At 73.8% G+C, this 20580-nt stretch carries 16 protein-coding genes; 9 read left to right on the top strand and 7 right to left on the bottom strand.

The window, feature by feature from the left end:
• Positions 1-235: 235 nt before the first annotated feature.
• Entirely contained in the window at positions 236-2167 is a 1932-nt protein-coding gene (locus tag ACGF3A_RS39605; protein WP_393735397.1) for an OmpL47-type beta-barrel domain-containing protein, read from the bottom strand.
• The gene (locus ACGF3A_RS39600; RefSeq protein ID WP_393735396.1) at positions 2164-4668 is read right to left on the bottom strand and encodes a ThuA domain-containing protein; all 2505 of its coding nucleotides are present in this window, start codon (positions 4666-4668) and stop codon (positions 2164-2166) included. Before ACGF3A_RS39600 ends, ACGF3A_RS39605 begins: the two co-directional genes overlap by 4 nt.
• 193 nt (positions 4669-4861) lie before the next feature.
• Between ACGF3A_RS39600 and ACGF3A_RS39595 the strand changes: the two genes are divergently transcribed.
• The 3 genes from ACGF3A_RS39595 to ACGF3A_RS39585 all read left to right on the top strand — a co-directional run bounded on the left by ACGF3A_RS39595 (position 4862) and on the right by ACGF3A_RS39585 (position 7961).
• On the top strand, positions 4862-5848 hold the full coding sequence (locus tag ACGF3A_RS39595) for a multicopper oxidase domain-containing protein (RefSeq protein WP_393735395.1): 987 nt from the start codon (positions 4862-4864) through the stop codon (positions 5846-5848).
• A 186-nt stretch (positions 5849-6034) separates the two neighbouring features.
• Positions 6035-6238 (top strand): cold-shock protein, encoded by a 204-nt coding sequence (locus ACGF3A_RS39590; protein ID WP_028436804.1) that lies wholly within the window; start codon positions 6035-6037, stop codon positions 6236-6238.
• A gap of 202 nt (positions 6239-6440) precedes the next feature.
• Positions 6441-7961 carry a DEAD/DEAH box helicase gene (locus ACGF3A_RS39585; RefSeq protein WP_393735394.1) on the top strand — a complete coding sequence of 507 codons (1521 nt, stop codon included), beginning with the start codon at positions 6441-6443 and terminating at the stop codon, positions 7959-7961.
• A 125-nt stretch (positions 7962-8086) separates the two neighbouring features.
• Here the strand turns inward: ACGF3A_RS39585 and ACGF3A_RS39580 are convergent, their stop codons facing one another.
• Positions 8087-9718, bottom strand: coding sequence for an L-lactate permease (locus ACGF3A_RS39580; RefSeq protein WP_393735393.1), 1632 nt, complete (start codon positions 9716-9718; stop codon positions 8087-8089).
• Positions 9719-9767: 49 nt separating this feature from the next.
• Positions 9768-11258, bottom strand: coding sequence for a PLP-dependent aminotransferase family protein (locus ACGF3A_RS39575; RefSeq protein ID WP_393735392.1), 1491 nt, complete (start codon positions 11256-11258; stop codon positions 9768-9770).
• A 164-nt stretch (positions 11259-11422) separates the two neighbouring features.
• Here ACGF3A_RS39575 and ACGF3A_RS39570 point away from each other — a divergent pair, with 164 nt between their 5' ends.
• The 4 genes from ACGF3A_RS39570 to ACGF3A_RS39555 are packed head-to-tail and all read left to right on the top strand — an operon-like array spanning position 11423 to position 14906.
• On the top strand, positions 11423-12658 hold the full coding sequence (locus ACGF3A_RS39570) for a Tm-1-like ATP-binding domain-containing protein (RefSeq protein WP_393735391.1): 1236 nt from the start codon (positions 11423-11425) through the stop codon (positions 12656-12658).
• A 47-nt stretch (positions 12659-12705) separates the two neighbouring features.
• A complete protein-coding gene (locus tag ACGF3A_RS39565) occupies positions 12706-13533 on the top strand; it encodes a phosphoenolpyruvate hydrolase family protein (protein ID WP_393735390.1) in 828 nt (275 codons plus the stop codon).
• Positions 13534-13542: 9 nt separating this feature from the next.
• On the top strand, positions 13543-13965 hold the full coding sequence (locus ACGF3A_RS39560) for a BlaI/MecI/CopY family transcriptional regulator (protein WP_393735389.1): 423 nt from the start codon (positions 13543-13545) through the stop codon (positions 13963-13965).
• Complete coding sequence (locus ACGF3A_RS39555) at positions 13965-14906, top strand: M56 family metallopeptidase (RefSeq protein WP_393735388.1); 942 nt, start codon at positions 13965-13967, stop codon at positions 14904-14906. Before ACGF3A_RS39560 ends, ACGF3A_RS39555 begins: the two co-directional genes overlap by 1 nt.
• 209 nt (positions 14907-15115) lie before the next feature.
• Here the strand turns inward: ACGF3A_RS39555 and ACGF3A_RS39550 are convergent, their stop codons facing one another.
• A complete protein-coding gene (locus tag ACGF3A_RS39550; RefSeq protein ID WP_393735387.1) occupies positions 15116-15730 on the bottom strand; it encodes a hypothetical protein in 615 nt (204 codons plus the stop codon).
• A gap of 111 nt (positions 15731-15841) precedes the next feature.
• Positions 15842-16672, bottom strand: coding sequence for an N-acetyltransferase (locus ACGF3A_RS39545; protein ID WP_393735386.1), 831 nt, complete (start codon positions 16670-16672; stop codon positions 15842-15844).
• Between the two features lie 115 nt (positions 16673-16787).
• Between ACGF3A_RS39545 and ACGF3A_RS39540 the strand changes: the two genes are divergently transcribed.
• Complete coding sequence (locus ACGF3A_RS39540; protein ID WP_393735385.1) at positions 16788-18185, top strand: FAD-binding oxidoreductase; 1398 nt, start codon at positions 16788-16790, stop codon at positions 18183-18185.
• A 141-nt stretch (positions 18186-18326) separates the two neighbouring features.
• Positions 18327-18470: a hypothetical protein gene (locus tag ACGF3A_RS39535; protein WP_393735384.1), complete on the top strand. Its 144-nt coding sequence runs from the start codon at positions 18327-18329 to the stop codon at positions 18468-18470.
• 89 nt (positions 18471-18559) lie between these two features.
• Here ACGF3A_RS39535 and ACGF3A_RS39530 read toward each other — a convergent pair whose 3' ends face one another.
• Entirely contained in the window at positions 18560-20536 is a 1977-nt protein-coding gene (locus ACGF3A_RS39530) for a TOMM precursor leader peptide-binding protein (protein ID WP_393735383.1), read from the bottom strand.
• Positions 20537-20580 lie beyond the last annotated feature (44 nt).

Genomic DNA, 20580 nt, shown 5'->3' with positions numbered 1-20580 from the left:
CTTCCGATCTCGCAGTTCCCCGCGCCCCTTCGGGGCGCACCCGTGCGCGGCGCTCTGAAGCAGGCCCCGGAGGGGCCGCTTCAGGGGCGCGGGGAACTGCGCGCGCAACCACCACGCAGCGGTGGACTGCGACGCACAGGCAGGGGCAGCCCCTGCTCAGCACCCAAGGAGACAGGTCCGGCCCCGGTTCTCCCGAGAGGGAGAAGAGGGGCCGGAGCTCTGCTCGGCGTGCCCCCTACAGTTCGCGGATGCGGACGTCGCGGAACGAGGTCACATCGCCCGTGCTGTGGGTCTGGAGGCCGAGGTACCCCGACGCGTAGCGCCGCCCGTCCGTGCCCGGGTCGTCGTCGCGCGGCGGGTTGAACAGCTGGCCGCCCTTGTTCTCGAACTCGTTGATCAGCACTCCGTTCCGGTAGATCTCGTAGTGCTGGCCGATCACCCGGACCTCGTAGTCGTTCCAGGTCCCCTTCGGGGTGACGCCCGCGCCCGCGAGGTTCACACGGTCGAAGCCGTACACCGAGCCGGACTTGTACATGTCGCCGTCCGGCCGGTCCAGGATCTGGAGCTCATGGCCGTACTTGATGGAGACCCACTCCGGCCGTGACTCCTCCGGATGGTCGTGGACGTCGGGGAAGCGGACGAAGACGCCGCTGTTCGCCCGGGAGTTGGTGTCTCCCGGTGCGTCGTCCCGCCACTGGAACCTGAGCGAGAAGTCGGCGTACTTCCGCTGCGGATACCACAGCATGCCCATGCCCTCGACCTTCGAGGACGTGGTCATCGTGCCGTCGTCGTTGAGCCCGAAGGCCCCGCCGCCGACGTGCTCCCACTTCGCGAAGGACTCCTTCGTGCCGTCGAAGAGCGCCTTGTACCCGGTGTCCTGGCCCGGGGTGCCGATGCCGGACTGGCGGGCGGCCTTGTTGATGAGCTTGCGCTCCCGCTCGACGAGGACGCCGTCCTTGAGCAGCTGCGCCGTCACGCCCTTGACGTGCTTGAGGAAGAGCGCCTGCGAGGTCCACTCCTTCTCGTCCTCAATCAGCTCGTTGACGGTGCAGCGGCGCTGCGTCATCCGGTTCGGCACGCCCGTGTCGACCGTGCCGACGATGACGGTCAGCCGCTCGTCGAACTCCGGGCAGTCCGGGGACGGCACCCCGCCGCCCGGCACGACGCGGAGCGACAGCTTGCCGGGCTCGGAGGTGTTGCCCTTCTTGTCCGTGGCCCGGTACAGGACGGTGTGATGGCCCGTACGGTCGATCACCACCGGGTCGGTGTAGGCCAGGTACGGGCCGCCGTCCAGGGAGTACTCGACCTTGTCGACGCCGGACTTGTCGTCCTCGGCCGTGACGGAGACCGTGGCCTTGCCGACGTAGTCGCCGTCCGCGTTCTTCGAGCCCTCGGCCTTCGCGGCGACCGTCGGCGGTGTCGTGTCCTCGTCGGGCGGCTCCACGACCGTGAACTCGACGGTTTTCTCCGCCGCCGTGTTCCCCGCCTTGTCCTTGGCTCTGTAGCGGACCTTGTGCGTGCCGACCTCGTGGACCATCACCGGGGCCGTGTACGGCTGCCAGGCGCCGTCACCGAGCGCGTACTCGACGGTGTCCACGCCCGAGCCCGCGTCGGAGGCGGTGACCGTGACGGTGGCCATCCCGAGGTAGTTCCCGGCGTCGTCCTTCTCGCCGTCGACCTTCGCGGAGGTCTCCGGCGGCGCGGTGTCGTCGCCCGGATCGCCGGTCACCACGAGGGTGCCCTGCATCTGCCCGTGCCCGGGGATCGTGCAGTGGTAGCGGTACGTGCCCGGGGTGAGGGTCACCTCGGCCGTGTGCTTGCCGCCCTCCGCGTCGGAGGGGTTGGCGAGGATGTCGAGGTCGACGTCCTGGTTGTAGTCGGGGTTGGAGGTGTCGAAGGTCAGGGTGTGCGGCATGCCCGTCGTGTTGCCCGTGGCCTCGCTGTTCTCGAAGACGATGGTCGCCTTCCCGGCCACGGCGGTGGCGGGCGCCGAGGTGTACTTGGTGATGTCGTTCCCGGCGGTCCAGGTCAGCACCTGCTGCTCGGCCGCCGCTTCCTTCGCGGGCGGTTCCTGGGGCGCGGGCTTCTGCCCGTACGCGGAGGCCGTCGTCAGCCCCAGCACCATCAGCAGCGCCGACAGCAGGGCGATCAGTGGTTTCCGTCTCATCGCGACGCCCCCTCGGGAGGCTCGGCCAGGTCACCCTCCGCCGGTGTCGGCGGCCCGCCCTTGTACGTGACGCGCCACAGCGCCGACTTGTCGTCGGAGGTGAAGAAGCCCCGCCCGTAGTCGAGGACGTACATCGAGCCGTCCGGGGCGAACTTCCAGTCCATCAGGTTGCGGATGCCGCCCTCGCCGACAGGGACGATCTGGTCCAGCGACTCCGCGTGCGTGGGCAGCGCGCCCGGCGTGTCCGTGTCGGGCATCACCACGGCGTGCCGTGGCTGCTCGCCGTCGTAGAGGTCGCCGACGAACCACTTGCCGTCCCAGTACGACGGCCACTTGTCCTTCGACTCGGACGCCGCGTCGTAGCGGTAGACCGGGCCGTTCATCGCGGCCTGGCCGCCGCCCTTGAGCCAGGGGAGCAGCAGCTTCTGCTCGCCGAGCTTGTAGCTGGGCACGCCCTCGGCGTTCCTCGGGAAGTCGGGGCCGCCGCCCTGCGGCGAGTACCAGATGTTGTTGGGCCGGGCGGGCGGGATCTTCACCAGGCCGTCGTTGTTGGGGGACTCGTTCTTGAGGTTGTCGCAGTCGTACCAGCCCAGCGGCTTGCTGGGGTCGGGCAGATTGCGGTCGCGGTAGGGCTGGTTGTTGCCCATGCAGTACGGCCAGCCCTGGTTGCCCGCCTTGGTGATCTTGGCGAAGGTGTCGTACTTCGCCGGGCCCCAGGTGGTGCTGGGCTCGGTCGCGTCGGGGCCGACCCAGCCCGCGTAGAGCGTGTCGGTCTTCTTGTCGACCGAGATGCGCGCGGGATTGCGCACGCCCATCACATAGATCTCGCCGCGCGTCTTGCCGCCGCCCTCGTCCTCCTCCTCGCCCGTGAACAGGTTCCCGTCGGGCAGCTTGTACGTGCCGTCGTCCTCGGGGTGGATGCGGAGGATCTTGCCGTTGAGGTTGTTGGTGTTGCCCGCCGTGCGGCGCGCGTCGGCGAAGGAGACGCCCTTGAAGTTCGGCTCGGGGTTGTTGCCCGAGTAGCCGTCGGTGAAGCGCGAGGAGTTGTTGTCCCCGGTCGCGATGTAGAGGTTCTCCTTGGAGTCCCAGGCCATGCCGCCGCCCGCGTGGCAGCAGCTGTGGATCTGGACGGGCCATTTGAGCAGGACCTTCTCCGAGGCCATGTCGAGCTTGTTCGTCTTCTGGTCCAGCGTGAACCGTGAGACGCGCCGCTCGGCCATGTGCTTGTCCCGGTCGATCCCGCTGTGCGGGGTGTAGTGCAGGTACACCCAGCCGTTGGTGGCGAAGTCCGGGTCCAGCTCGATGCCGAGCAGGCCCTCCTCGTTCTTGACGAGTTCGTCGCCGCCGCCCTTGTTGCCGAAGACGGTCAGCTCACCCGCGAGGGTGACCTTCTTCGTCGCCGGGTCGTAGACGTGGACCTGGCCCTTGCCCTTGCCGATGTCCGGGTCGTTCCAGTCGGTGACCACGGGCGCCTTCGCGTCGCCGCCGCCCCGGCCGATGTAGAAGGCCCGGCCGTCCTTGGCGGTGACCACGCCGTGCGGCTCGCCGATCTGGTCGGACTGGCCCGGCTGGTTGGGCTTCGTGATGCGCTCGGCCTTGTAGTTCGAGGAGATCGCGGCCTGGCAGTCCGCGCGCTCCAGCCGCGTCGTCCACATCAGCGCGCCCCGCAGATGGGAGCGGAAGTCGGTCTCGGCGTAGCTGGACTCGGTGCCGCCCATCGCGGTGTAGAAGGACCGGCCGCCGTCGTAGTCCTGGCACCAGGAGACGGGGTGGTCCCAGCCGTTGGCGCCCTCGCCGGGCTTGTACGTGTTCTCCCGTACGCGCGCCACCGTATGGACCGAGCCGCTCGGGCTCTTCTTCCAGTTGAGCCACTTGTCCGGGCGCTTCCACTCGACCGGGAGGCCCTTGGTGGCGGGGTTGTCCCGGTCGCCGACCTCGACGGTCGCGCGCTGCGCGGTCCCGGGGCTCGTGGCGGCGGGCCGCGCGCCGACCAGTCCGGTGAACCAGTCCGAGTACGGCTCGGCGCGTGCGGCGTCGTGGAGGCCGAGGAACCCGCCCCCGGCCTCCATGTAGCTCTCCAGGCCCGCTTCCTGCTCGGGCGTGAGCACGTCGCCGTCCCCGGAGAGGAAGACGACGGCGTTGAACTTGCCGAGCCGGGGCTTGGCGAAGACCGCCGGGTCGTCGGTCGCGGTGATGGTGAAGCGCTCGCGGGCCGGTCCCTGCTGTCCGATCTTCTCGATGGCCTCGATCCCCGCGTTGACGGTGGGCGACTCCTCGCCCGTCGCGCCGTGGAAGACCAGGACCTTGACGTCCTCCCCGCCGGGCGGCGAGGGGAGTTGGAGCTTCGGCGCGGCCCGGTCGGGCGCCTGCCCCGCGAGCGCCGGGGCGCCCAGCAGCCCGGCCGTCAGCACGCCTGCCACGAGCGCCGCCAGCCGGGGCCTGCTCCGTAACGTGCTCCACCCTCGTCGCGGTGAGGGTCTTATCTGCGGTTCGTTCCGCATGAGCGATCCACCCCACTTCTGTCACAGAACGTCGCAGAAGCTAGACCTCTTTTGGCGCCGCGCCAAGGGCTATGACCGCGTTCCAACGAACTTTGTCCTGAGTGTGGATAAACGAAGATCCTCGCGCTACCGTCCCTCGCGGCTCAGCTCACGAACTCGCCTCACCCGCCTCACCTCACCGAGGGGGAGCACGATGACCGAGAACGCCGACCGGCCCGACCCGCGTCCCGGACGCGCCCTCACCCGCCGCCTGTTCGCCGGAGGAGCCGCCGCCGCGCTCGGCGGCGCCGCCCTCACGGCCGCCTCCTCCCCGTCGGCCGCGCCCCGCGCCGGAGCCGTACGCCGCGCGGGCAAGGGCGGCGAGACGCGCCGCATGAAGATCTACGCCGAGAAGCTGCCGGACGGGCAGATGGGATACGGCCTGGAGAAGGGCAAGGCCACCATCCCCGGACCGCTGATCGAGCTGATCGAGGGCGACACCCTGCACATCGAGTTCGAGAACACGATGGACGTCGCCGCCAGCCTCCACCCGCACGGCGTGGACTACGACATCGACAACGACGGCACGAAGATGAACGACAGCCACGTCGAGCCCGGCGGCACCCGCACCTACACCTGGCGCACCCACGCCCCGGGCCGCCGCAAGGACGGCACCTGGCGCCCCGGCAGCGCGGGCTACTGGCACTACCACGACCACGTCGTCGGCACCGAGCACGGCACCGGCGGCATCCGGAACGGCCTCTACGGGCCCATGATCGTGCGCCGCGAGGGCGACATCCTCCCCGACCCGGACCGGCAGTTCACGATCGTCTTCAACGACATGACCACCAACAACCTCAAGAAGGGTCCCGACTTCAAGGCGACGGTGGGCGACCGCATCGAGATCATCATGATCACGCACGGTGAGTACTACCACACGTTCCATGTCCACGGTCACCGCTGGGCCGACAACCGCACCGGTCTGCTGGAGGGCCCCGACGACCCCAGCGCTGTCATCGACAACAAGATCACAGGCCCCGCCGACTCGTTCGGGTTCCAGCTCGTCGCGGGCGAGGGCGTCGGCGCGGGGGCTTGGATGTACCACTGCCACGTCCAGAGCCACTCCGACATGGGGATGGCCGGCCTGCTGCTGATCGCCAAGCCGGACGGCACGATCCCGGGGTACGGAGGTCATCACTGAGCATCGAGGGGCAGGCGTGTTAGACTGGGTACGTTGCAGTTTTGGTACCCATGACTTATGTGCGCCTGGTGGTTGTGACCTCTAGGCGCCTTTTGTTTTTCCAGTGGTGTTTCCCTGGATGGGGGTCATTGCGGCGACGTGGTGTCCGCGAGGTGCGGATATCCAGCCCCCAGAAGGAGAAATGACATGGCCACCGGCACTGTTAAGTGGTTCAACTCGGAAAAGGGCTTCGGCTTCATCGAGCAGGACGGCGGCGGCGCCGACGTCTTCGCCCACTACTCGAACATCGCCGCCCAGGGCTTCCGTGAGCTCCACGAGGGCCAGAAGGTGAACTTCGACGTCACGCAGGGCCAGAAGGGCCCGCAGGCCGAGAACATCACCCCGGCCTGAGCCCCGCTCAGCCCGACTGGGGCCCGCACCGCGCAGGTGCGGGCCCCAGCCCTGTGCGGCCCCCGACTCCCGGGCACGGCCCGGGAGTCGGGGCCCGCACGTTCTCTCCCCCTACTTTTTCCCGGCTCACCCGGCCCGCCCGGGGCGCCGGTCCCTCCGGCTGTTCCCACGGCCTCCCGGCGCACCGAAGCAGGCGATCCGCGTGACCTCTCGTAATCCCGGCGACCCCGGCTCCCGCTCCGGTGGCGGACGCTCCGCGCGCTCCCGCCCGCGCTCCGGTTCAGGCGCCGGCTCCGGTTCCGGGCGCAGACCACGCAGGAAGACGACGGGGCCCGCGGCGGCCCAGCGGACCGTCGAGGAGCCCACAGCGGCGCTCGACGCGGCGCCCGCGGCGCAGCCCGAGGTCCCTTCCGTCACCTCGTTCGACGAGATGGACCTGCCCGCGCCGCTGCTGACCGCGCTGCGTCACGAGGGCGTCACCGCGCCCTTCGCCATCCAGGCTGCCACGCTGCCCAGCGCGCTCGCCGGGCGCGACGTGCTCGGCCGCGGCCGCACCGGCTCCGGCAAGACCCTCGCCTTCGGCCTCGCGCTGCTGGCCCGTACGGCCGGGGCCCGCGCCCAGGCACGGAGCCCGCTCGCGCTGGTGCTCGTCCCCACGAGGGAGCTGGCGCAGCAGGTCACCGACGCGTTCACGCCGTACGCCCGCGCGCTGAAGCTGCGCGTCACCACCGTCGTCGGCGGCGTCTCGCTGACCCGGCAGGCCCGCGCGCTGCGCGACGGCGCCGAGGTGCTGGTCGCGACGCCCGGCCGCCTGAAGGACCTGATCGAGCGCGGCGACTGCTCGCTGGACCAGGTGCGCGTCTCCGTGCTCGACGAGGCCGACCAGATGGCCGACATGGGCTTCCTTCCGCAGGTCACGGCGCTGCTGAAGCAGGTCGACCCGGACGGTCAGCGGATGCTGTTCTCCGCGACGCTGGACCGCGACGTGGACCGTCTCGTGCGGCGCTTCCTGACCGACCCGGTGACGCACTCCGTGGACCCGCCCGCGGGCGTCGTCACCACCATGGCCCACCACGTGCTGCACGTCGGGACCACCGACAAGCTCGCCGTCGCCGCGCGCATCGGCGCGCGCGAGGGGCGCGTGCTGATGTTCCGCGACACCAAGCGCTCCGTCGACCGGCTGACGAAGTCCCTGCTCGCGCACGGCATCCACGCCGTCGCCCTGCACGGCGGCAAGTCGCAGCCCCAACGCACCCGCGCCCTCGACCAGTTCAAGGGCGGCACCGCGAGCGTCCTCGTCGCCACCAACATCGCCGCACGCGGTATCCACATCGACGACCTCGACCTCGTCGTCAACGTCGATCCGCCGACCGACCCGAAGGATTACCTGCACCGGGGCGGCAGGACGGCGCGCGCCGGTGCCTCGGGCGCCGTCGTCACCCTCGTGCTGCCCGAGCAGCGGCGCGAGATGACCGGGCTGATGGCGCAGGCGGGCGTCGCCGCCAGCACCCTGACGATAGGCCGCGCCGACGACCCCGAGCTGGCCCGCGTCACCGGCGCCCGTACGCCCTCCGGCGTCCCGGTCACGCCCGTCACGGCGGCCCCCACACCCCCCGCGAAGCGCGCGTCGGGCCCCGCCTCGACGTCGGCCCCCGCACGCTCCCGCCGCTCCCGCCGCGGCGGCCGCCGCAGGCCGAGCAGGGGAACGGCGCGGGAGGCCTGAGCCGAGCACGACGCCCGCGCCCCCGAAGGGGCGCGGGGAACTGCGCGACCAGCCCCCGAGCACCCGCGGTCCGCGACGCACGGTAGGGGCACCCCCTGGTCGGCCCCGACGCCGGGCCCCTGAGTTCAGGGCAGCATCCCGCTGAGCGCGTGGGACTGCAGGAAGACCAGCACGCAGAGCATCAGCAGCAGGACCACGCTCCAGCCGATCGCCTTGCGGAACAGCTCCGCCTCGCGGCCGAGCATCCCGACGGCCGTCGCCGCGATCGTCAGGTTCTGCGGGCTGATCATCTTGCCGACGACGCCTCCCGAGGTGTTCGCCGCGACGAGCAGCGTCGGATCCAGGTCCGCCTTCTGCGCCGCCGTCTGCTGCAGCGTGGCGAAGAGCGCGTTCGCGGAGGTGTCCGAGCCGGTGACGGCCGTACCGAGCCACCCCAGGACCGGCGAGAGGAAGGCGAAGGCCGCCCCCGCGCCCGCGATCCAGGTGCCGATGGTGATGGTCTGCCCTGACAGGTTCATCACGTACGCCAGGGCCAGCACCGAGGCGACCGTCAGCAGCGCCCAGCGCAGCGTGACGACCGTACGGACCAGCTCGCGGCAGGCGTCCCACGGGCGGATCCGGTAGACCGCCGCGACGAGCACCCCGCACAGCAGGAGCAGCGAGCCGGGGGAGGAGAGCCAGGGGAAGACGTAGACGGTCGTGGACGAGGGCTCGCCCGCCGCCGTCAGGACCTCGCCGTCGAGACCGGGCCAGCTCACCTCGACGTCCGTGTCCGCGAGGAACTCCTTGGCGGGGTCCCAGAGCTTGGCCACGGAGAAGACGCCGATCACGACGAGGTACGGCAGGAACGCCATGAGCACCCGCCGCCAGGGCACGCCCTCGCGCTCGGCGCGCGGCCCGTCGTCCGCCCCCGCCCCCGGATCCGGATCCGGCTCCGGCATCGGTTCCGGCCGCCAGACCCGCAGGAAGAGCACGACCGCCGCCAGCGCGACCAGCGAGGCGATGATGTCCGTCAGCTCCACCGAGATGTACGTGGCGCTCACGAACTGCGCCACCGCGAACGCGACCCCGCACACCACCGCCACCGGCCACGTCTGCCGGATCCCGCGCACCCCGTCCACGAGCGCGACCAGCAGCAGCGGCACGAAGAGCGCGAGCAGCGGGGTCTGGCGGCCGACGTACGCGCCGATGTCCTCGTACGGGATCTTGGTGAGGCTCCCCGCGGTGATGATGGGCGTGGCGATGGCGCCGAAGGCGACGGGCGCGGTGTTCGCGACGAGCACGGTGACGGCGGCGCGTACGGGCGTGAAGCCGACCGCCATGAGCATGACACCCGTAATGGCGACGGGGGCGCCGAACCCGGCCAGGGCCTCCAGCAGTGCGCCGAAGCAGAAGGCGATGATCAGCGCCTGCACCCGCGCGTCCCCGCTGACCAGGTCGAACGCGCGCCGCAGATCCTCGAACCGGCCGCTGTGCACCGTGAGTTGGTACACCCAGAGCGCGGCCAGCACGATCCACATGATCGGGAAGAGGCCGAACGCCGCGCCCTCCGTCCCCGCCAGCAGGGCCAGCCCCACCGGCATGTCGTACGCGGCGACGGCCACGCCCACCGCGACCCCGAGCGAGGCCAGGCCCGCCCAGTGCGCCTTCAGCCGGAGACCGCCCAGCAGGACGAAGAGGGTGAGCAGCGGCAGCGCCGCGACGAGGGACGACAGGGCGAGGCTGTCCCCGACGGGGGAGAGATCGGGACGGTACATGCTCCGACAGGGTGAGAGCGCGCGAGGCCCCTGTCCAGCCCTGTGACGTCTACTGACCGGAGTGGCGCACACTCTCCACCAGCACTGGCAACGCCCGCTCCAGCACCGCCGGGTCGTGCGCGTACGGCAGCCGCAGCCGGTCCCGGAAGCCGTCCACGGGCGAGAAGGCGGGCCCCGGCACCGCCAGCACGCCCCGGCGGCGGGCGAGATGGACCGTCGCCTCCGCGTCGGCGCCCGGCACCCGCACCCACAGCGCGGGCCCGCCCGAGGGCCGTTCCCACTCCCAGTCCGGCGCGTGCTTGCGCAGCAACTCCTCGGCGTCCGCGAGCCGTTCGCGCAGCGCGCCGCGGCGCTGCGCCCGCGCCGCGGGCATCCGCGCGAGCAGCCGTACGGCCAGCACCTGGTCCAGCACGGGCCCCGACAGGTCCACGGACTTCTTGATCCCGGCCAGCCGCCGCACCAGCGGGGGAGCGGCCCGGATCCAGCCGACCCGCAGCCCGCCCCAGAACAGCTTCGAGAGCGTGCCCACCGTCGCCGTGCTCGCGCTCGGGAGCAGCGAGGCCAGCGGTACGGGCGCGGCGTCCCCGTCCAGGGTCAGCTCGGCGCACGCCGTGTCCTCGACGGTGAAGAGGCCCTGCTCCCCGGCGAGCCGCGTCAGCAGCGCCGCCCACGCCCGGCGCCCCGCGGGGGTCAGGCTGCGGCCCGTGGGGTTGTGCGCCGTGGGCTGGAGGTAGACCAGGCGGGGCCGCACGCTGCGCAGCAGCCCGGCCTCGGGGCCACCGCGCGTCTCGGGCCCCGGGCCCTTCCGTGTCCCCGTCCCGTCGTCCGGCAGCGGCACCAGCCGCGCGCCCCGGGACCGCAGCGCCTCCAGTGCGCCCCGGTACGTCGGGTTCTCCGTGATCACCGTGTCCCCGGGGTCGACCAGGGCCTGCGCGAGCAGCCACACCGCCTGCTGCGACCCGGCCGTGACGAGGATCTGGTCGGGCCGCGTGGGCGTACCCGCCTGCGCGTAGGCGTCGGCCAGGGCCTCGCGGAGCGCGGGCAGCCCGTACGGCAGATAGCCGTCGGCGCGCAGCAGCGGGCCCAGCTCCTCCGCCGACAGCTCGTCGATGGCCGTGTCCACGGCGGCGATGCCGGGCAGCGCGCCGCTGGAGAGATCGACGGCGTCCGCGCCCGGGTCGCCGTGCCGCTCGTCGAAGCTCGCGAGCCGCCCCTCCGCGCCGTGCTCCCTGGTCAGCGGCGTGCCGCGGAGCCGGGAGCCGCTGCCCTGGCGGCTCTCCAGCCAGCCCTGGGCCTCCAGCTCCCCGTAGGCGGCGGTCACGGTCGAGCGGCTGACGCCGAGCACGGCGGCCAGGGCGCGCTGCGAGGGCAGCACCGTCCCGGCGGGCACGTCGCCGCGTTCGGCCAGCTCGCGCAGGGCGCCCGCGAGGCGCGCGGGGAGCGAGCCGTCGCCGCCCGCTTCGGCCCCGTGGGGGCCGTCGCCGTCGGCGGACCAGCCGGTGAGCAGCCGGGACAACTGACTGGGAGTGAGACGTCGCACCCCGCCATCATCCCGCGTCACGGCGGCGCCCCCGGCCCCGCCCCGGCCGTGTCCCGTCCCGTGCCCCGCAGGCCATTTACCCCGAAGTGGTCTTTGCTGGTCAGCGCGCGGGGTTCGAGCATGGGCGCACGGTCCGTACGAAGAGGTGCGAGGAGTGTGAGGGCATGGCCACGGTGGTGCTGGTCGGGACGCTGGACACCAAGGGCGAGGAGTACGCCTGGATGCGCGCGCGGCTGCGCGAGCAGGGCTGCGACGTGCTGCTCGTGGACACGGGCGTGCTCCCGCCGCCCCCGTCGGCGCCCACGGCCGACGTCACCGCCGACAGCGTCGCCCGCGCCGCCGGGCACGACCTCACGCGGCTGCGGACCGCCGAGGACCGGGGCGCCGCCGTCACGGCCATGGCCGAGGGCGTCGAGCGCGTCGTCCAAGACCTGTACGCGCGCGGCGAGCTGCACGCCGTCCTCGCCGCGGCGGGCAGCGGCGGCTCCGCGATCGCGGCCCGCGCCATGCGGGCGCTGCCCCTCGGCGTGCCGAAGGTGCTGGTCAGCACCATGGCGGGCGGCGACGTCAGCCCGTACGTCGGCAGCAGCGACCTCACGCTGATCTACAGCGTCGTGGACGTCGCGGGCATCAACTCCGTCTCCTCCCGCGTGCTGGGCAACGCCACGGCCGCCGCCGCCGGGATGGCGCACCACCACGAGCGCGCCCTCGCCACGCCCGAGCACGACGAGCGCAAGGTCGTGGCCGCGACGATGTTCGGCGTCACCACCCCGGCCGTCGACGCGGCCCGCGCCCGCCTCGCCGAGCTGGGCTACGAGGTCCTGGTCTTCCACGCGACCGGCGCGGGCGGCCGCGCCGTCGAGAAGCTCGCCGCCGACAAGGTGCTCGACGGCGTCCTCGACCTGACGACCACCGAGCTCGCCGACGAACTGGTCGGCGGCGTCCTCAGCGCGGGCCCCGACCGGCTCACGGCCGCGGGCGCCGCCGGGATCCCGCAGGTCGTCGCGCCCGGCGCGCTCGACATGGTCAACTTCGGCCCCCGCGAGACCGTGCCCCCGCGCTTCGCGCACCGCACGCTGCTGGTGCACAACCCCACCGTCACGCTGATGCGCACCACGGCCGACGAGATGGCGGCGCTGGGCACGGAGACGGGCCGCAAGCTCGCCGCCGCGACGGGCCCCACCGAGGTCTTCTGGCCGCTGCGCGGCGTCTCCGCCATCGACGCGCCGGGCGGCCCCTTCGAGGACCCCGACGCCGACACCGCCGGTCTCGGCGCGCTGCGCGCCGCGCTCGACGGCACGGACGTCCCGCTGCACGAGGTCGACGCGCACCTCAACGACGCCTCCTTCGCCCTGGCCGCCGCCGACCGCCTGCACGCGCTGATCACGGCGCGCGCCTGACGCACGTACGTACGACTCTCCCCCTCCTCCCCCGGAAAGGAACCCCCATGGACCGCAAGGAAGCACTCACCCGCCTGCGCGCCGAGGTCGAGGCCGGTCGCCCGGTCATCGGCGCGGGCGCGGGCACCGGCCTCTCCGCCAAGTGCGCGGAGGCGGGCGGCGTCGACCTGCTGATCATCTACAACTCCGGCCGCTACCGGATGGCGGGCCGCGGCTCCCTCGCCGGGCTCCTCCCGTACGGCGACGCCAACGCGATCGTCGTCGACATGGCCCGCGAGGTCCTGCCCGTCGTGCACGACACCCCCGTGCTGGCCGGGATCTGCGGCACCGACCCGTTCCGCGACATGGGCCGCTTCCTCGACCAGCTCAAGGCCATGGGCTTCACGGGCGTCCAGAACTTCCCCACGGTCGGCCTCTACGACGGTGTCTTCCGCACCAACCTGGAGGAGACCGGCATGGGCTACGGCCTGGAGATCGACGCCGTCCGCCTCGCCCACGAGCGCGAGCTGCTCACCGCGCCGTACGTCTTCGACCCCGACCAGGCCGCCGAGATGACCCGCGCGGGCGCCGACGTCCTCGTCCCGCACGTCGGCCTGACCACCAAGGGCTCCATCGGCGCGGGCACCTCCCTCACCCTCGACCAGGCGGTCCGCTCGGTGCAGGCCATGCACGACGCCGCGAAGCGCGTCAACCCCGACGTCCTGGTGCTCTGCCACGGCGGCCCGATCGCCGAGCCCGAGGACGCCGCGTACGTCCTCGCGAACACCGAGGGCGTCGTGGGCTTCTTCGGCGCCTCCTCCATCGAGCGCCTCCCCACGGAACGTGCGATCAAGGACCAGACCCGAGCGTTCAAGGGCGTCGCCACCGCTCAGTAGGATGTGTCCATGGCAGAGGGCAACGAGGCGCGCCGGTCGCGCCGCAGGGGCCAGGGCGAGCTGGAGGCGCAGGTCCTCACCGCGCTGGGCACGGCCGGGGGACCGGCCACGGCGGCGTGGGTGCAGGAGCGCCTCGGCGGCGACCTCGCGTACACCACGGTCGTCACCATCCTGACCAGGCTGCACGCCAAGCAGGCGGTCACCCGCACCCGCCAGGGCCGTTCGTACGTATGGAGCCCCGTCGCCGACGAGGCGGGGCTCGCGGCGCTGCGCATGCGCCGCGTGCTCGACAACGAGGCGAACAGGGACGCGGTCCTCGCGAGCTTCGTCTCCTCGCTCAGCGCCGACGACGAGCGGCTGATGCGCGAGCTGCTGCGCGAGGCGTCCGGCGACGCGGAGCGCGGGGAGGACGGCCGGGGCCGGGGCCTCTGATGGGTGTCTTCGTCTTCCTCCCCCTGGTGCTGCCGCTCACCTCGCTGCCGATCGTGCGGCTGGCCGAGCAGCATCTGCACCCGCGCGGCACGACCCGGCTGCTCACCGCGCTCGGCATCGTGCTCGCGCTGTGCAGCACCGTGTGCCTGGCCCTGCTCGTCGTCGTGGGCACCGCGCAGCTTCCCGGCAACCCGCTGCCGGACGGCTGGGCCGACCCGGAGGTACGCGCCGTCGTCCCGTACCCGGACTGGACCGGCACGACCGCCATCGCGGCCCTCACCGTCGTCCTCGGCGCCTCCGCGCGGGACCTGCGCCGCCACCGCCGCGTCCGTACGCGCGCGCACCGCGCCCTCGCCGGACTCCCGCCGGAGGGGCCCGCCGTCCTCCCCGACCCCGCGCCCTACGCGTACGCGCTGCCCGGCACGGGGCCCCACCGGGACCGCGTCGTGGTCTCCACCGGCATGCTCGGCGCGCTCGCTGAGGACGAGCGCGGCGCGCTCCTCGCCCACGAACGCGCCCACCTCGCCGGACGCCACCACCGCCACCTGCTCGCCGCCCGCCTCGCGGCCTGCGCGAACCCGCTGCTGCGCCCGCTGCGTGAGGCCGTGGCCTACAACGCCGAGCGCTGGGCCGACGAGGACGCCGCCCGCGAGATCGGCGACCGCCGCGTCACGGCCCGCGCCGTGGCCAAGGCGGCCCTCGTCGCGGGGGAGGGCGGCAGGGCCCCCGGCATCGCGGCGTTCGCCGCGGGCGGCCCGGTCCCCCGCCGCGTGGCGGCCCTCCTGGGCCCGGTCCCCCCGTCCCGGAGCTGGCCCCCGGCCGCCAGCCCGGCAGGCATCGCCGCCTTCCTCGCCGCCGCGGGAACCACGGTCTCCGCCGTCTCCTCCCTCAACGCCACCATGGCCCTGTTCCTGGTCCTGAAGGCCGCGACCCCACTCTGACCCTGCGGGCACACGAGGAGACCTGAGGGGGCGCGGGGAACTGCGCGCCCAGCCACCCCCTCGGCGGCAGTCGCACGCGAACGGTCGGTGCCGAGCTGGTGGGCGCCCATCTTCGAGCCGCACGTGGCCGGAGACCTCAGGGGCGCGGGGAACTGCGCGGCCAGCCGCCCTCGCGGCGGCAGCCGGACGCGTGCGGGAAGTCCCGAGCTCTACGCCGCACGGTCCACCTCACAAGCGCAGGGGCGGTACTCAAGCCCCAGCTCATGGTCGACGGCAACACTGGTGCGGCCCGCCGCATCGGTGACGGCACGCCACGACCCGTACTTGGCGTGGAGCTGATCGGCCGTAGGCCCAAGAGGGTTGCCGTACTTCTCGCGGTTCCGTTCCTCCAGCTTGCGGACCTCGTCGGGACTCATCCCCGCACGGGTGATGTGCTTGGCGTCGTTCCGCATCTGGACGAGCTTGCGGGCGATCTCCTCCTCGGAGCGCCCCTCCGCCCGCATCTCGCACTCCGTACGGTCCATCTCGGCGAGCAACTCGTGGTACCGGACCCGGATGTCGCGGGTGTCCTCCCGCTCCTCCGGCGTCATGCTCCGGATCAGGCACACGGCCTTGTCCGGGCTGGTGCACGGCCCCTCGTCGGGCGGTGCCTGGGAGACGGCGCCGACGGAGACGGAGCCGCAGGCGGCGGGGCCGGACGGGCATGCCAGCTGCTGGGCGGAGGCGGCGGGCGCGGCGGCGACGTACGCCGTCCCGGAGAGGAGACCGGCGAGCAGAAGGGGCAGGGCACGGCGGGCGAGGCCCCGCGGGCGAAGTCGTGACATGGCCCGCATCCTCACCGCGTACGAGGGACGGGCGGGGCCACCCCGCCCCTGTTTCCCCCGTCCGTGCGGCGAGCCCGCCCGTGTGGGGGACGGCGACCGGGGCCCGAGGCCTCAGCGTGCGAGCCGCCCCTCGCGCGTGCGCTGCGCGGGGATGCGGGCGGGCGGGTGGACGACCCAGACGTTCGGCTCCGTGTAGCGCGCGGTGCGGCCGTCGGGGGAGATGCGGACGGGCACGAGGGCGCCGTCGACGGTGAACGTACCGGCGCGGTCGGCGGGCAGCACGGCGCCCCACGCCTCCCAGTCGGCCAGCGGGGCCTCCAGCACGGTGGACTCCTCCGCGATGCCCACCATGCGCCCACCGGCGCGGAGGTGGGCGCGGAGCCAGGGGTCCTCGGGGAGCCCGTCGGCGCGCAGCCGCGCCACGTACTCGTCCATCGGCACGTGCGGGTGCGCGGACTTGAGGGTCGGCCGTACGGGCGCGAGCACCGCGCGCAGGGCGAGGCGCCCGGCGAGCGCGCGGCTCAGCTCGATCGCCGTGGCGCCCAGGCCCCTGCCGCGCGCGGCGGGCAGCAGGCTGAGCGACATCATCGCGAGCGCCGTCGGCGCCCGGCCCGCGCGCAGCCCGTCGACGGCGCGGCGCATCAGCTCGTCCCAGCCGCCCGGCAGCCGCGTGTCCGAGCCGTCCCAGTACGCGGGCGCCGTGTCCAGCCAGCCCAGCAGCGTGCCCGAGGTCCGGTCGGCGAGCAGGAGCTGCGCGTACGGCCACAGCTCGGAGAGCGGGGCGTAGAGCCGCATGCTGGGTGCGGCGAAGAGGAACGGGGGCCACAGCGGGGCGTAGTCGACCTGCGCTCTCAGCTCCGGGGCCCGCGAGGGGAGCACCACCGCGACGGCGGGGAAGCCGAGTTGATCCACGATCGCCACTGTCCGCTGCTCATCCATCACGGTGCGCGACCGTAGCAGCTCAGTGCGGTGTGCTGGCGTGCGGGGCGCGAGGATGCGTCGAACGGGTGGCGGCCGTGGGCGTGTTGGACTGTACAGAACTGGATACGTTGCGTATGTGACTGCATACGTTAAGTCATCACCCGTACGAGATGACACGGACTGGGAAGCCCTCCGCGGCGGACTCGGCGGCGAGTTGGTGCTGCCGGACGACGAGGGGTACGCGGCGGCACGGCGTACGGCCGACGCGCGGCACGACGGCGCGCGCCCCCGCGCCGTGCTGCGCTGCGCGGGCGAGGAGGACGTGCGCGAGGGGCTGCGCTTCGCCCGCGCCCACCGGCTCCCCGTCCATGTGCGCGCCGGGGGCCACTGCTTCGCCGGGTTCTCCACCGGGCACGGGCTCGTGCTCGACCTGGCGCGGCTCGACGCCGTCACGGTCGAGGGCGAGCGCGCGGTCTGCGGCGCGGGGACGCTGACCGGCGGGCTCGCCGACGCGCTGGACGAACGGCACCGAGTGGTACCGACCGGGCTGTGCCCCACCGTCGGCGTCGCCGGACTGACGCTGGGCGGCGGCATGGGCACGGTCGGGCGACGCTACGGCTTCGCGCTCGACAGCCTCGTCGGGGCCCGCGTGGTGCTCGCCGACGGGCGCGCGGTTGAGTGCGACGAGGTACGGCACCCCGAGCTGTTCTGGGCGCTGCGCGGCGGCGGCCACCACGGGCTGGGGGTGGTGACGGAGCTGGCGTTCCGCACGTACCCCGAACTGCCCGTCACCGACTTCCTGCTGAGCTGGCCCCTCGGCTGGCGCGCCAAGGTGCTCTCCGCCTGGCAGGAGTGGGGGCCCCGGGCGCCGGACGCGCTGTCCACCATGATGGGGCTCACCGCGGGGGAGCCCTGGGACGGGCTGGCGCCCGCCGCCGTCGGCGGCGCCTGGCTGGGCGAACGCGAGGACCTGGAGCGGCACCTGGCGGAGCTGATCGCCGCCGTGGGCCGCGAGCCCGACAGCTACGCGACCGCGAGCCACGGCCAGCGCGCCTCGCTGCGCTTCTGGGGCGGCGCGCCCCAAGGGCGGCTGCCGCTCGTGCTGCGCAGGCACGAGTTCTTCGACCGCCCGCTGCCGTCGAGCGCCGCGCGGGAGCTGATCGCCGCGCTGGAGCGCGACCTCGCGCCGGGCGAGAGCCGCAACTGCGACTTCGAGGCCCTCGGCGGCGCCTACAACCGCGTCCCCGCCGGGGCCACCGCGATGGTGCACCGCGGTCATCTCTTCGGCATGCTCTCGCAGTTCAGGCCCCCGGCCGACGGGCCCCGCGCGGGCACCGCCGAGGCACTCGACGGACTGCACCAGCAGATCAGGCCCCTGGCCTCGGGCCACGCCTATCAGAACTACGCGGAGGCCGACCGCCCCGACTGGCGCCACGCCTACTTCGGCGCCAACCACCCGCGCCTCGCCGCGGTCCGGGCGCGTTACGACCCGGAGGGCGTGCTCGGCATCCCATTCGAGAGGTGCGAGGGGTGAGCGGTTTTTCCGGGGGCCGCGTCGCCCTCCGGGGTGAACATGACAGGGGCCCAGATTGCCGCCGGGCGCCGTAGGCAAGCCATTCAGCGGTACCGGAACGGTCCGGGGCCCCCTCACGTACCCCGCACGAAGGGAACCGCCATGAGTGCCTCCACGCAGCTCGCCGCCGCGCTGTCCGACCTCCGCACGGAGGAGGCAGAAGGAGCCGAGGAGGCCGAGGGCGCCCGGGGATTCACCGTGCCGCGCTGCGACGGTCACCTGACGGCGGTCGAGCACGCCACCTGACGCCACCCCGCCCGCCCGCGTACAGGGCCCCGGGGACGTGCCTCCGTCCCCGGGGCCCGCGCGTACGCCCCGCCCGGCGTCCGGCTGTTCTACGGGAACGGATGCGGGTGCGGGTTGATCTCCCCCTCCGTCAGCGCGTCCGCGCGGAAGCCGAGCGTCCGCGGCAGGGTGCGCACCCGCGGCAGCCCCGTGAGCCTGCGGAACGCGTGCCCGTACGTCATCGGCAGCGTCCCCGGCACCAGCACCTTCACGCAGCGCAGTCCCGCCGAGCGGTGCTCGGGCCGGGTCTGGTCCACGACGATCACCTCCATGCCGTCCTCCGCGTACCGCCGCACCAGCTCCCGTACGTGCTCCGCCAGATCGGTGGAGCGCGGCCACGGGTGCGCCTGTTCGAGCCGGGCGACCGGCACCCGGTCGCCGTCGGTACGCAGGAACGACAACCGCCCGTACGCCTCCGGCTGCGCGTACAGCAGCCCGTGGTCCGGCATCCCGCGCACCGCGAACGGGTCGCGCAGCAGCGCGGCGGCGCGCTCCCCGTCGTGCCGCGAGGGCGCCAGCAGCGTGCACACCAGCTCGTCGAGGGCCGCGCGCAGCGCGTCCTCGGCGCGCAGCCGCGCCGCGCCTCCGCACACCGCCGCGGGCCGCCCTTCCGCTCCCGGGCGCGCGACCGCCATCGCCCACACCGCGGGGACGCCCTGCTCCAGCGTCGCGTCGAACGCCATCAGATCGCGGCCCGCGCGCTCCCGCGCCCACGCGGCCAGCAGCGGGATCCGCCGGTCCGGCGCCGAGTCCAGGTCGATACGGGCCAGCGGCAGCCGCGCGTACCACGTCGCCAGGAACGCGTCCCGCTCCGCGACCTCCAGCAGCCCGTGCAGCACCGCCTCGGTCAGACTGCCGCCCAGGGCGCAGCCGTTGGACAGCTCCTGCACGAAGCGCGGGCACGCCGGGCGCGGATCGGCGTGGTGCGCCAGCCCGGCGGGCACCAGCACGGGCCGGTCCCGGGTGAGCGACCGCCCCCACGCCCAGTCCGTCTCGCGCGCCGCCGACCAGCGGACGTACGGGAAGCCGGGACGGTCGTACGAGGCGTCCGGGTGCAGGCCGAACGCCGGGGGGTGGACGGCGTGCCCCGCCACCGCGCGGTACGAGGCCGTCGGGCCGCGCCGGGCGAGCGCGGCGGGCGTGGGCTCGCCGCCGAGCCGTTCGAGCGCCTCCAGCACGGCGGTCGAGGCGGCCGTACGGAAATCGGAGCCGTGCCCGTATCCGTGTCCGGGGGCGTGGCCCGTCTCCGTCCCGTCGCGCGCCGGTTCGCGCACCGCTACGGCCACCGGGCGTCCGCCCTCCGCGCGTTCCCGGACCTCGTGGACGAGCCCCACGTACGGGTCGACGAAGCGGGCGGCGCGCTCGGCGACGTCCGCGCCGGTCAGCGTGCGCAGCGCGCCGGGCGTGTGCGCCCGGGAGCGGCCCGGCAGCGGGTCGAGGTCGGCGGCGGGCAGCAGCGGTCCGCACCGCTCGCACGCGGGATCGGGCAGCACCGGGTGCCGGGTGATCACACCGCGCCCGGTGCCGACGCGGAAGAGCGCGCCGCGCGTACGGGGCGGCGGCGCGGTCTCGCCGCGCGCCGCCGGGGCCAGCAGCGCGGCGAGCGCGCCCAGTTCACCGGCGAGCAGCGCGCCCGCCGCGTCCAGGACGGGACCGGCGGGCGGCGCGTGGTGGGGCGGGCCGCCGCTCCCGGACGGCAGCGGAACGTTGCGGCGCCTGCGCAGCCACGCGCAGCGCGGGCACCCGGGCTCCCCGGGCAGCCCGGCGGGGCCCACCAGCAGCGCCCCCGGCTCCCAGACGAGCGGCAGCCAGCGGGACGCCTCGGCCTCCGCCTCCGCGTAACAGGCGGGCGGCGCGTCGCCGTACGCGCGCACGCAGGCCAGCCAGACGCCCGTGACCCCGGCCGTCAGCGGGGGCGCAGCGCACCGCCCCAGCAGCCAGGGCCCCAGCTCCTCGTCCCCGCACAGCCGTACGCCCCGCGTGCCGCGCGGCCCGTTCTCCTCCGCCCTGTCGGCCAGTTCGGTCACTCCGGGCTCCTCTCCGCGAGGGCGATGCGGGTGAGGGGTGGGGT

Source organism: Streptomyces sp. NPDC048172 (genome assembly GCF_043202595.1).
In the GTDB taxonomy this organism is placed as follows: domain Bacteria; phylum Actinomycetota; class Actinomycetes; order Streptomycetales; family Streptomycetaceae; genus Streptomyces.
Note: the sequence above shows the minus strand (reverse complement) of the source record. Positions and strands in the feature narration are given on the sequence as shown.